Source organism: Acinetobacter sp. BIGb0196 (assembly GCF_011759595.1).
GTDB classification, from domain to species: domain Bacteria; phylum Pseudomonadota; class Gammaproteobacteria; order Pseudomonadales; family Moraxellaceae; genus Acinetobacter; species Acinetobacter guillouiae.
The window spans coordinates 697,722-711,675 of the sequence record NZ_JAAOZA010000001.1; the positions used below are offsets into that span (position 1 = coordinate 697,722).

Genomic DNA, 13,954 nt, shown 5'->3' on the forward strand with positions numbered 1-13,954 from the left:
TTAGAAATGAATAAAAATCGTTATCGTATTATTTTTAGCAAAGCAAAAAATATGTTTATTGCGGTTGCAGAGAATATCAAAAGCCAGAGTAAAGCTACAGGTCAAAGTACGCACTCAATGCCCATAACTGAGTCTGTGGATTCAAAATCATTTCATCAGTTGTGGCAAGTGAAAAGTATTGTCGCATCGATGAGCTTATTTATGGCATTTTCACCTGTTTATGCACAAATGCAGGCAGATCCAAATGCGGCAGCTTCACAAAGAGCCATCATTGGGGTGGGACAGAATCAACAAGGTCAAAACGTACCTTTAGTGAATATTCAAACGCCTAAGAATGGTGTGTCGCATAACGTCTATAACCAATTTGATGTATTGCAACCCGGTGTTGTATTAAATAATAGTCGTAATGGTGCAGGTTCAGTGATTGTGGGGCAAGTGGGCGCAAACCCTTATCTTCAAACAGGTGAGGCACGCGTCATTTTAAACGAAGTAAATTCTACTGCGGCTTCACGCTTTGAAGGGAATCTTGAGGTTGCTGGTCAACGTGCTGATGTGATTATTGCCAATCCATCCGGGATCAATATTCAAGGTGGCGGATTCATCAATGCGAATAAGGCCATATTCACAACAGGGAAACCACAACTGAATGAAGATGGAAGTATTAAACAGTTTGTGATTGATCAAGGAAAGATTAATGTTAGTTCAAATGGAAACAACTTAGGGCTTGGCGGTAATAACAATAATGCTGATTATGTTGATATTTATGCCAAAGCAGTTGAACTCAATGCCCAAGTTCATGCCAATCAAGCCTTACAAGTAGTTACGGGTTCAAATACGATTAGTGATGACTTAAGTGCAATTACACCCAATCAAGAAAATAGTACTACCCCAACATTTGCACTGGACGTGAAAGCATTGGGAGGGATGTATGCTAATAACATTTATATTATTGGTACAGACAAAGGTTTAGGGGTGAGCAATGCCGGAACTATTCAATCCCCACAAAGTTTAGTCATCACCAGTGCAGGTAAAATTGAAAATACGGGTGCAATACAAAATACCAATCCACAGGATAGTTTATTGAGTATCAGTACTGGAGATGGGGCTGATATAGTCAGTAGTGGTTCAATGATCACCAATGGTAATTTATTCTTGGAGTCTGGTCAGAACATAACTTTGGATAAAGCCCGCTTGGAAAAGCATGGTGCTGATAACCAAAATATTATTTCTGTGAGTGCTAAGGGGGATGTGAGTTTACAGAACAGTACTAATGTTCAAAACTTTGGTGAAGGTGCTGGAGTATATTTAGGCGCTCAGAACTTGTTGATTGGAGGAAATACAAATATCAGTGGAAGTGGCGAAATTTCACTGATTTCTAGAAATGATCTCAATATACAAAATTCGAGTAATGTCTCAAGTATTGGTAACCTAGCAATTGAAGCAAAAAATAATTTAAATATAGAAAACTCAAATTTATCAGCAAATAAGGGTGATTTAAATTTAATAAGTTTAGGTTTAAATGACAATTCATTGTTGAATATTAATAATGCTAAACTATACAGTGATAATAATTTTAATTTGAATAGTGCTAATAACATTAAGTTAAATAGTTCTATCAATCAGAACACTGCAAAAGATATTAATATCTACGCTAATAAAAATATTGATATTAGTAAAGGTGCAATATTAAAAACCAACAATAATATCAATATTCATTCAAATCAAGGTGCTATTGATGCATTGAGCCTAAACGCAGAATCAGTAAATGGTGAAATTTCGATATTAGCCAGTAAAGATGTAAAATTAGCATCTGAGCAATTGATCACACCGTATGGGTCAAATGAAAATAAAATCACAACAAAAACAAATATTACAGCAAATCGTACAATAACGATTGGTTCACAAAATGATGGCTTATTAACGATTGGTGCAGCAGATATAAAATCTACACTAGGGGGGATCAACCTTGTTGCTGGAAATGGCGTGAGTATTTCAGGTCACCTTGATCAACGAGCACATGCGGATGAAGTAAGCGAAATTAATATTCCAACATCTTTAGAAGCACAATCAATCGTTATAAACAATCAAAAAAATAACATTTCACTTGAGAATTTGGGACTTAAAACAACTCTAGGCGGTATACACCTTCAAAGTGAAGGTGGGATAGACACAACAAGTACTAGCTTAAATACTTTAGGGAATATTGAGTTATTTACAAAAGAAAATTTGGTTTTAAACAAAACTAATCTTACATCTACCCAACACACAGCTTTGAACTCAAAAAAGAATATTATTTTTAATGGTCAAGCGAGTGACAATGACAGTGCTATTTTTGATGCAAGTAATACGAGTCAAATGGACTCTAATGGTATCCTATCAGTTAAAGCAGACAAAAATATTCATGCACAAAATTTAAAATTAAAAGGTGGTGCAGTTTTAATTGAAGCTGGTGAATCATTCAATGCCCCTCAATCGATAGAACTTAATGCAACGGGGAATGACTTACTGAGAAATGATCCAAAACTCAATAGCACAGATGGTGACCTCACAATACAAACTAAAAATACTTTAACGTTAGATTCAAAAATCCATAAATTAAACGCTTATGGGGACATCGATCTGCGTGCCAAAGGTGGAGATTTAATCTTTACGGGTATTGGTGGAGGTATGGGGAATGGATCTGAACAAGTTGTGAAGTTGAGTACAGAAACTGGAGGCATTAGCTTAGAAGGAAAGAATGTTAAATTACAAGGAACACAATTAAGTGCAGTAAAAGATATATCGATTGTATCGACTGATGGAGATCTGTATATAGATGGTGTGAAAAATACCTTACAAGGCAAGTCAACATCATCACATATTCAGGGGCTGAATAATCAAAAAAGTTATTTAGATAATAAACAATCAGAAATTAGACTTAATAAAGAATATGTAGATACGGTTAATAAAAAAAATGAATTGGAAATTAAAAGAAGAGATTTGGCCCAAGCTGTATATAGTGCCCTGAATGCCTATGAAATGAAGTACTCAGACGGGAACTGGCCTAATTATAATAGTTCAATTTTTGATATGTCGACAGCTAGCCTAATTTATGATGATGAAGGTCGACCAAGAATAAGTTTTATGTATAGTTCTGATGGTCAACAGACACATAAAGGAATCGAACCTGATGCTGTTGCTTCTATTGCTGACTTAGCGAATTACAGTTCTTATGGCTTTCAAGTAGAAAGTCTTGATAAAACAATCAGTAAATACGACGCTCAAGTAGCAAAATTAGAAGGTGAAAAGCAATATATTCAAGGAACAATTAACTTTTTAAATAGTAACATCAATGGCTATGAGCACGCAGGAAGTAAGCTTACAAGTAATTTAGGCAATATCAACCTTGTTTCAGCTAAAGGAATTAGCATTAGTGGATCTGATATCGATGCCAAAAATGGTGTAGTCAATATTGAGGCAGCAGGCACATTAAACGAAGTAGATCATAAAATTCAAGGCCAATATAAAAGCGAAGCACCTACAAGTGTAAAACAAGGCTTAATCAAAGGAAGTATAATCATTGATGGTCTTCAAGATTCATATGAAATTGGTCAAGTCTCAGATGATAATTATAATTGGCGTAGTCCTGTCAATATCACAACGATCAATGGTGATAAGGGTGTTAAGATCAGAGCCACAGGTAAGACTGCAACAGATAATCTTATTTTGCAAGGCGTTGGAGTGACATCTAATAATGGAGATGTCAATATTGAAGCTTATAAGAATATCATTTTTGATGTCGCCATTGAAAATGGCTACGATAAAAGTAAAACCACAGAAACGAAAAGAAAGTGGTACGGTAAAAAGAAAACCACAACAACAGTAAAAACTGCTGAGCAAAGTGGTGGTATGTCTGTAGATATTGATGCAAAAAATATTAATATCAAAAGTCAGGAGATCAATACTCCTGAAATGATCGGTCAAAACCGTACAAGTATTGATTTATATTCCAGTCAACTTACCGCAAATGGCGGAAAAATAAATATTCAAGCTGGTGGGGATCTTAATTTTCTGACCATTGATGATGTCTCGCTGAATACCTTAGACATTAGTAAAAAAAGTTCATTCATCGGAATTAAACTTAATGATTCCAAGACGACAAATACACGTAATATCATTTCTGAATTACCAGCCGTACTTGAAGCAAATTACATTGGCACTAAAGCAGGATTTGATACGCTTTTAGTAGGAACTGTATTTAATTACTTAGAAGGTGCAAATATTGAGTCTGGAGGAACAATCACTTTAGAAAGTGCCTCTACAACAGTTGAAGAAACTTTAAAAAAAGAAAGTAGCAGTGTGGTCTGGCAGTCAATGCAAGACAAGGGGTCAATCACAGAAACAGGCAAACTACCAAGTTTTAATGGATCAACAGCTCCGACCTTTACTGCAGGTGGTGGATTAACAGTTCAGGTGCCTGTTGTTTCAGGACAAAACAATGATGTTCAAGCTGAAATCATACGACTATCAAATGAACCTGGGAATGAATATTTAAAAGATATTGTTGCCCGAAATGATGTGAATTGGGAAGCAGTAAAACTTGCTCAAGAAAGTTGGAATTATAAATCGCAAGGACTCACAGGAGCAGGTGCTGCGATTATTGTGATTATCGTAACAGTACTCACATCTGGGGCCGCTGCAGGTGCAGCAAGTGGAATTTCTGGTTTAACTAGTGGAACTTTAGGTGCAGGTGCTGGAGCTACATTAGGTGCAGGTGCTGGAGCAGCAGTTTCGACCATTGCATCACAGGCGAGTATAAGCTTGATTAATAATGGTGGGGATATAGGAAAAACGCTCAAAGATTTAGGAAGTAAAGAATCTGTAAAAGGATTAGTCGCTTCAGTTGTTACCGCAGGCCTCTTAAAGCAAGTAGGTACTACACTTGGTTTGAAACCTGAAAGTACATTATTCCCTGATCGTTTAATGAATAATTTTACAAATGCTGTTGGTTCAACATTAGTGCAAACTGCAATTAACGGAGGAGATTTACAGGATAATCTTGAAAAGGCTTTATTGGCAGGTTTAGCCGGTGCATTGCAAGGTGAGTTCGCTAGTCAAATCGGTGGTTCAGGTTTAGATAAAGTTGACCCTAGTACATTTGAATACGTATTACATAAAATTGCGCATGCAGCAGCTGGATGTGCAGCCGCAGCTGCAACCAAAGCAAGTTGCGAGGCTGGAGCAATTGGTGCTGGTGTTGGTGAGATTGTTGCAGGTCTTATGATTCCAGAAGGCAAAACAGCATTAGATTTAACGGATGATGAAAGAACACGTATTAAAGATACCAGTAAGATTATTGCTGGAACAACGGCAGCATTTGCTGGCTATGACGTTAATACTGCTGCAAATAGTGCAAATATAGCAGTTGAAAATAATAGCTTAGGTAAACTCGCAACATCGGGTGGTAAAATTGCATACAAAATAGCTAAGAATATCAAAGATATGCAAGGTAAAGGGCAAAAAGTTACGTCAAATGATGTTATCGAACTCTTCAAGAAAGAAGGTGTACAAGAAATTGTAGATATTGGTGATAACATTGCTACGTTAATTAATCCTGCTGCAAGTTTAGGTGATAAGGCTTTTGCTGCAATTGATTTAGTTATAGGGATTGATTTAAAAGCTGGCAAAAATATAGACACACTTAAGAGTGATAGATTAATCCTAAACAAAAATCTCAACGGTATACCTACTTCAGGTGGTGCGAAAGGTTTAGTTGGCGTGGATTTTGAGATCTATCTGAAAGCTTTGTATGGTGGAAAGGGTTCTTTCAAACAAAACGGCAGAGAATTTGATGGAGCTATAGGAAACAGGTGGTATGAAGCTAAATCTGGTAATTATTGGAATGATATTACCAGTAAAACTGATGGATTAAATAAATTTAAATCTGATATGGGAGCAAGACAATCTATTGCAAAAGTTAATAATGCTTCTTACGAGTTACACTCAAATGTAGCCATACCTCAGAATATTAAAGACTGGCTTACACAAAAAGGTATAAAATTTTATGAACATTGAAAAGGGTAAAATTTAATGACGACATCAGCAGACCTCACTTTAAAAGTTTCAGATGAAAATTATAGCTCAATACAAGTATTGAAATGCCTTTATCAAGCAGGTTGGAGTTTTAATGATCATGGTTTAAAAGGTTATTTACCAGTAGGTGATAATGGGAGTTTTAATTGGTGTTTTGAAGAAATATCGGATGAAGATCTATTTCTAATTTTAGAAAGAAAACACAAAATAAATGAATTAATTGGTGTTGCAATGACCTGGGAATCTTCTAACATTGGTGGGGAATTTTTATTTAATACGGAAAATAGTATTACAATAAATCTGAGTACTAATCGTCAGCTTTTTTTGGAAAATATAACTGATGTTAACTGGTATTTAGAGAGAATCATACCATTTATTAGTGAGATGAAATTGAAGATCACTAATATCAGTTTTGAGGAGCATGTATAAAAAAGCTCAAGCCATTATTGAGCCTGTAAATTATTCACTGTTGTGCAAATCCTATCTGACAGTCCTTCATTGTATTGGGGCTGTTAGATTTAATTTGAGCTAAATTTTTACTGTACCAATTTTATTTCTATCAAGTAACGTTACTAGAATTGTATAATTAAATTTGAAGATGAACAAAAGGTAATCGTCCAAGTAAAAGAAGAATCTGTGTTCAGTTCTACACGCTACTAAATGCCCATCTGAATAAGAATACACATTAAGTACAGTATCGCCATCTAAATCTATTTTTCTAAAGTTAAAACTATTCTCAAGACGTGCCAAAATCTCAGCATTCATTGAATGGTTGGTATAGAACAACTTAAATTGAAAGGTTTTCTTTGTACAGCATGAACTAGAGGCACATCGGAGATCTTATATAGTCAAACTGTTAAAAATGTAAGACAATAGATAAATGAGTTATTCAGAACATTTTAGACGAAAAGTTTTAGCTAAGCTTGAGGAAGGAAATTCTATTCGAGCCGTTGCCACACAATTTGAAATTGATAAGAATACAATTTTAAGTTGGAAAAAAAGTATAGAGATCAAAAGAACTCGACCACGCAAACCATCAAAAATAGATGATGATGCTCTGTGAGCAGATGTTGAACAATATCCTGACGATTATCAATATGAACGTGCAGCACGTTATGGATAGAGTATCTATTAACATTTGATAAGCAAAAAGTTAGTTTTGATATATAACTTAGTAGTACTATGGGATTGCTTTAAATTTTGTATAACTATTTAATTTTCTTTTAACTTGAAGATGATAATTACAAAAGCTATCTCATCCATATGAAGTAGCAATCAGAAGTATGATTGTTACTGAATTTGCTAAAGGTCTAAAAACGTCAGAAGTCCTAAACCAAATTATAGCAGTCTTTAAAAAAATATGGTTGTAACAGCGCCCAACATGAGCCTGTAATTTCAGTACAAATTATCTAGATGCTTGTGCAAAAAAGCCATGTCCAAATAAAAGAATAATCGGTGTCCAGTACAAAGCGCCACTAGATGTCCATCTGAATAAGAATACGCATTCTATTTTAAGTATTCGAATCTATGTCTCATTTGGCTGAATATGTTGCTCGTATTTACAATCAAAAAAACCACAATCAAAAAAGCAATGATCAAATCAAAATTGAAAATGTCATTTTGCAATGCGAAAAAAATTATGAGCAAGATATAGAGATCACTCAGACCACCAAAATTTATACATTTTCAGATGGCACACAATTGAAACAAAGCATAGAACAAGACAATCAGTTGTTTGAAGTGGAGTCTTGTCTAGAAAGCTGGATTGAATATCAGGTCATCCAGCAGTCAAATGCAAATATTCAGCCACAAAAAATTCATTTTGATAATCATTGTCGTGAATTACATTGGATTAACTATTTTAACCAAACGAAAAATTGATATATGCAAATTCATTGCAGAATTTAATCAAAACTGAATATTTACTTACAAGTTTTACATCGAATTAATTTTATACATTTATATATTAATTGCTGTTTTTCTATACGAAGTGGATTTTTATCTGATCTATTGGTTGCTACAATCCAGCGCAAATTCTTTATATTTTGGTGTGCTGGGTGTTTGAAAAATTAGCTGAACAAAGTTTGGGTTGGATGGGATGGCAAATTGATAACCATTGGGATTTAAACATCGACCAATGTGTCATGATTGCAGCACCGCATACCAGTAATTGGGATGCACTATATGCACGTTTAGCACTGAAAGCTTTGGGTGTTCATGTGCGTATTACCATTAAAGACAGCTATATGAAATTGCCTTTTGGACCTTTTGTGCGTGCTATGGGCGGAATCGGGATTGATCGCCGTCCCAAGCAGGATGGTGAGGAACGTCCAAGTATGGTTCAGCTGATGAGTGATCTGTTTAAGACCCATCCTAAATTGGTGATGCTGGTGACGCCAGAGGGTACGCGTGCAAAGCAAGAACAGTGGAAAACAGGTTTTTATCATGTTGCCACCAGTGCTGGCGTACCTATTGCACTGGCGTATATGGATTATAAAAACAAAAAAACAGGGATTGGTAAAATTGTTTATCCGACTGGGGACTATGAACAAGACATGGCTGAAATCATGGAATTTTATGCTCAGATCAATCCGAAACATCCAGATTTATTTAGTATAGATACTAGATTTATTCCATAAGCTGAGTTTTGTTTTGCAAGTATCTTTGCAAACTCAAATACAATGAATTTAATTTTTATATGGGAAGGGTGATTTTGCTCATTCCCATATTTTGTCGGTCTTAAATATTTGCTGTTGCCCCCTTGATACACCATCTGCGCATTTAGATATTATTTTATAAATAACCTATTTTTTAGCTCAATTAAAACACTACTTTAATAATTCAAAAGATCTACATCGTTATTTAAAAATTACTTAATTTTTTAAAATGACGTATATAAATAAATTGTTGAAATTGGCTTTAAGTTGTAAACAGCTTAAAGCAATCGCGTAAATAATTCTAAAAGTTAAATTCAACATTTATTGGGCATAGACAGGGATAACAAGATGAATAATAGCGTCTATTACAATGCAAAATTTCATACCGTGAATCAATCCCAACCTTGGGCAGAAGCCATGTGGGTAAAGGACGGTAAAATTTTAGCGATTGGCGATCAGGATGAAATTTTGAGTTTGGCAGCGGATGCTGAGAAATATGATTTAAAAGGGAAATTAGTAATGCCTGGCATTCATGATGCACATACTCACCTTTTAAAAGCGGCACTTCTGAGACTGGAATATTCTTGCCAATTAAATGATCCACAAACCTTGCAAGAATTGGCACAGCAACTCAAAGCATATTGGGAAAAATATGCCTCCAAACGAACATGGATTTTTGCAGGGCTCTATAACCCATTGATTTTTACAGCTGAGCTACTGACACGAGAATGGTTAGATCAAGTCATTCCAAACGTGCCGATTGTGATTCATGATTTTTCATTTCATAACGTCATGGCGAACAGCCAAGCACTACATCTTGCAGGTATCACCCGTGATACACCGAGTACGACCCGCGCAAAAATTGAAAAAGATCCCCTAACAGGTGAACCCACTGGAATTTTGCGTGAAGGTGGATGGGTGAAATTATATATGGTCGCACCCACAGAGACCGATGAGGAAAATAAGTTCGCGCTTAAAATGGCGGCAAGTATATGTAATCAATATGGTATTACTTCGGCACAGGAAGCTTCAGCAACAAGATCATTCCTGACAGCAGCTAAATCTTTGGATGATGACGATGAGCTTACACTGGATTTGATTTGTCATATTCCTTGGAAAGCAGAAATTATGTCATTGAGTGATCGTGAAGAAGATGAAAGGGTGATCGCAGAACGAGCGCAATATGCGTCAAAACGTGTCATGGTGAATGGAATCAAAGTGATGCTAGATGGTACATCTATGGCACCCACCTTTAGCCATGTCCCCTTAGATCCGATTTCAGATGAACCTATTACTTACAATTTACTTCTCGATTCTAATGAACTCACTGAAAAAATTCGTGAATGGACCAAAGAAGGTTTGATCGTTAAATCACATTGTACGGGTTATGGTTCTGTGCGTATTGGTTTAGACAATTATGAAAATGCCAACGATGTTGAACGTCAAACAGGGCAATTTCATGACATTGCACATGCCCATTATGTTTCTGCAAAAGATCGTAGCCGTTTTGCAGAATTAGACATTATTGCTGAAATGTCCCCCGCGATTTGGCATATCCCAGAATATCAACAAGCGCTTGGCAAAGCCTATGATTTTCGAACTTTGTATGATGCTGATGCAACCATGACGATTGGTACAGATTGGCTTTTGCCACCTACGCCAAACCTCTTTCCTGCACTGGCAGGTATTTTGCAGCACGGAGATGAAAGTGTGCCTTTGGATGTGGCAGTCAGGATCATGACGTTGAACGGCGCAATTGCTGTTGGCCATAGTCATCGTACTGGGAGTTTAGAAGTGGGTAAGGAAGCAACCTTTATTGTTTTGGATCGCAATATTTTTGAATCAAGCCCTGAAGAAATTGCTAAGACTCAAGTTATCACCACAGTATTACAAGGTCAGCATGTGTTTCAGCGTGCTAACTAATCTACTGGGTTAAATTATTGTTTATGTGCGTAAGGGAAGACATATATGAGCGGAATAAAACGTATTCCTGTGACCTTACTGACAGGTTTTCTGGGGAGTGGTAAAACAACATTGCTGCATCGTCTGTTGGCCGATGATCGTATGGCACACACGGCAGTGATTATTAATGAAATAGGTGAGGTTGGCTTAGATCATTTATTGATAGGCCGACTTGACGATGACATTGTCTTGCTAAAAAGTGGTTGTGTCTGTTGTAGCATGAAAACAGAACTTTCAGAAACGCTTAAACTTCTTTACTGTCGTGCTGAGGCAGGAGAAATTCCTGTTTTTGACCGTGTTATTGTCGAAACAACAGGTATGGCCGACCCAATTCCCTTGCTTAAACTTTTGCTAGCAGATGAAAGTGTTGCGACTTTATTTAGTGTGCAAACTGTGATTGCTACGGTTGATACATTATTGTCCTTAAATGTCCCGCATCAGCGGACGGAGAGACTACGTCAAATTGCTGTTGCAGATAAAATCATTTTAACTAAAACAGATTTGTCGCATGCCTTTACAACATTTACCAAGTGCATCCGTACTCTGAATGCGAGTGCTGAAATTATTGATGGTACGGATGTAGCGGCTGTTGCTTTGGTTATTTTTGATCGTGAAAAGTATCCAGTAACACGTAATTTACTTGGTGCGCAGTTGGTTACACATCAGACAAATTCTCAATACGCTTTCAATAACGCACCGCATCATAATATTTTTACACTGTGTTTATATGCTAACCAAGCTTTGTCTTGGGCGCGTGTGACCCATTTTCTTCAGAAGTTGGCACGACTTTATGGCGTGAACTTGCTCCGAATTAAAGGATTGATTCAGGTGGAAGAGTCATTACGACCGGTGATATTACACGGTGTTCAACATTATCTATTTCCCGAATCTTACTTAAATGCGTGGCCTGATGATGACCACAGATCGAGAATAGTGCTTATTTTTGAAGGGGAAATTCATCAACAGATCCAAGCATTATTTGATGCCATTGTGCTTGAGCCAATGACCACATAGCAGAACGTCTGCACCCATAATCCTCAGCATTTTCAATTGCGCAATTTAAGCGTAGGGGGATTTGCATCTTAAAAAAAGCAATTTGGTTAATCGTAATTTTTTAACGATTTCTCTATTAGGAGACACTCATGGAAGACAAATATGTTCACTCGATTGAACAACATACCATTCAGCAAATCCCATTAAATGCGCGATATGGTAAAGCTCAGGATTTATTCACACTTTGGTTTGGTGGAAATTTGATGCTACTGACGTTTGTGACAGGATCAGTTTCAGTCACCATTTTTCATCAATCTTTTGTCTCTGCTATTTTAAGTATTATTCTAGGGACGCTTATTGGTGGCATCTTTGCCGCACTCCATGCCGCTCAAGGACCTCATCTCGGTGTCCCTCAAATGATTCAAACCAAAGGGCAGTTTGGTGCATATGGCGCGCTTCCAATCCTTGGAGTCGTAGTCATCATGTATGTCGGCTTCTTAGCTTCAAATGCGACGCTGGCTGGACAAGCCATGAATTTGCTTATTCCCTCATTCAGTCAGTCATCTGGCATATTATTCACTTGTGTCGTTGCTGTGATCGGTACAATTGTTGGTTATCGATTAATTCATCTATTTACAAAAATAACCTTTGTGATCTCTGGTTTCGCTTTTTTGGCAGCATATGTGTGGGTGTTTTTTATTCAAGGTTTACCTTCAGACTTTTTCGAGCGTAATTCTTTTTCAGCTACAGGTTTTCTCGCTACACTTTCGATTGCTGCACTGTGGCAGATTGCATATGCACCCTATGTCTCTGATGCTACTCGTCATTTGCCAAAAGAAACAGGGGCTAAGGCAGCATTCTGGGCGACATATTGGGGATGTGGATTGGGGACCATCATCCCGATGTGTTTGGGAGTAACAATAGGATTGGTGACACCGAGTGGAGATGTTATTGCTGGGATGATCGATTACGTGCCTAAGATGGGAAGCGTGTTTATTTTGATTTTAGTCATTTCCATATCAGCGATCAATTCAATGAATTTATATTGTGGTGTACTGACTTTAATTTCTTTTATCCAGACATTTATTCCATCATTTATGCCCTTGGCTAAGGGGCGAATTGTGATTTCATTTTTGTTGATTGCTATTGCGTTGTGGATTGGAATCAAAGCATCCAGTAATTTTCTGCCCATATTTATTAATTTTATTTTCTTGCTCATCTACGTACTTATCCCTTGGACCGCTGTGAATTTGGTTGATTATTACTGGGTTCGTCATGGGGAATATGATGTCGATTCGTTTTTCCATCAAGATGGGGGAATCTATGGAAAATTTAACCTCATGGCTATTTCTGCATATATTTTTGGTGTCATTGTTCAAGTGCCTTTTATTGCGACAGACTTGTATACAGGTCCTATTGCCAAGGCACTTGATGGTGCTGATGTTTCATGGGTTGTCGGTCTAATTTTAACCTCTATTTTTTATCTGATGGGGATCAAAATTTTTGGTATCAAAGACCATTCATACAAGGCAAAAAAATAAATTACGGCACGTCTATTGTGATGATGCAGCAATCATATCACTTTGCCCATATTAGGTTTGCTACAGCCACTATTTTTGCTGATTTTGAGGCTGTTTTGATCATCAGATAAAATCTGGAGATGAGATCGCTATATCTCACTAGAGGGTGTATTTAAAAACTCAGCAGTATAGAGGATGGTCTAGGCAATTTTAAAAATGAACGCTGCTCATCATGATTTACGCTTATGATTTTAAAACACAATCATTGAAAACACGATATTTTTAAGATCATAAACATTTTGCAGTATTCAACAATAATCGGCTTATTTATTTTTAGCGTTGCCTGTTGTTGAGTGTTGCACACCGCCGAGAGATTCACAGGCTGTCTTATAAATATCGTATTGTTGTTGAACCACTTCATCGAGAGGAATTTTAAATAATTCATCTCCAGATTTATAGCGATCGACGTACTCAGTGGCTTTTTCTTTACTCACAGCAAGTGAGCGTTCATGATAAGTATTAATTGAACTATGGGCCAATTCTGCTGTTTCAATATTATTACATTGAAATTGGCTGAGCAGTTTTTCCGCAGTTTTAATTTCACTAGATGTGCCAAGTACACATCCTGTTAAGAGAATACTGGCACTTAACAAAAATGAGTTTTTCATCACAGATATTTAAGAAAAATGAGTGGCGGAATTGTAGGATGAATCGGGTATTAAAAATAGAGCCGCTCGGATATTGTTTTCA

Annotated in this window: 8 protein-coding genes and 1 pseudogene; 8 read left to right on the plus strand and 1 reads right to left on the minus strand. The window is 36.7% G+C overall.

From position 1 onward, the window contains the following. The first annotated feature begins 6 nt into the window (after window positions 1-6). From FHR28_RS03310 to FHR28_RS03350, 8 genes and pseudogenes are all read left to right on the plus strand, one after another. On the plus strand, window positions 7-6,054 hold the full coding sequence (locus tag FHR28_RS03310; protein ID WP_166781917.1) for a DUF637 domain-containing protein: 6,048 nt from the start codon (window positions 7-9) through the stop codon (window positions 6,052-6,054). A 15-nt stretch (window positions 6,055-6,069) separates the two neighbouring features. After that, window positions 6,070-6,501, plus strand: coding sequence for a hypothetical protein (locus FHR28_RS03315; protein ID WP_166781918.1), 432 nt, complete (start codon window positions 6,070-6,072; stop codon window positions 6,499-6,501). 451 nt (window positions 6,502-6,952) lie between these two features. Further along, window positions 6,953-7,132 (plus strand): annotated as a pseudogene (locus FHR28_RS03325) (IS630 transposase-related protein); the annotation flags it as partial. Between the two features lie 467 nt (window positions 7,133-7,599). Further along, window positions 7,600-7,953: a hypothetical protein gene (locus tag FHR28_RS03330; protein ID WP_166781920.1), complete on the plus strand. Its 354-nt coding sequence runs from the start codon at window positions 7,600-7,602 to the stop codon at window positions 7,951-7,953. Window positions 7,954-8,129: 176 nt separating this feature from the next. Then, window positions 8,130-8,711: a 1-acyl-sn-glycerol-3-phosphate acyltransferase gene (locus FHR28_RS03335; protein WP_004723641.1), complete on the plus strand. Its 582-nt coding sequence runs from the start codon at window positions 8,130-8,132 to the stop codon at window positions 8,709-8,711. Window positions 8,712-9,077: 366 nt separating this feature from the next. Further along, window positions 9,078-10,652 carry an amidohydrolase gene (locus tag FHR28_RS03340; protein WP_166781921.1) on the plus strand — a complete coding sequence of 525 codons (1,575 nt, stop codon included), beginning with the start codon at window positions 9,078-9,080 and terminating at the stop codon, window positions 10,650-10,652. A 45-nt stretch (window positions 10,653-10,697) separates the two neighbouring features. Continuing rightward, window positions 10,698-11,705, plus strand: a complete 1,008-nt coding sequence (locus tag FHR28_RS03345; protein WP_105714685.1) for a CobW family GTP-binding protein — start codon at window positions 10,698-10,700, stop codon at window positions 11,703-11,705. A 128-nt stretch (window positions 11,706-11,833) separates the two neighbouring features. Continuing rightward, the gene (locus FHR28_RS03350) at window positions 11,834-13,225 is read left to right on the plus strand and encodes a purine-cytosine permease family protein (RefSeq protein ID WP_166781922.1); all 1,392 of its coding nucleotides are present in this window, start codon (window positions 11,834-11,836) and stop codon (window positions 13,223-13,225) included. Window positions 13,226-13,527: 302 nt separating this feature from the next. On the opposite strand, the gene FHR28_RS03355 is transcribed toward FHR28_RS03350, so the two are convergent. Then, a complete protein-coding gene (locus FHR28_RS03355; RefSeq protein WP_056513475.1) occupies window positions 13,528-13,872 on the minus strand; it encodes a hypothetical protein in 345 nt (114 codons plus the stop codon). Window positions 13,873-13,954: the final 82 nt, after the last annotated feature.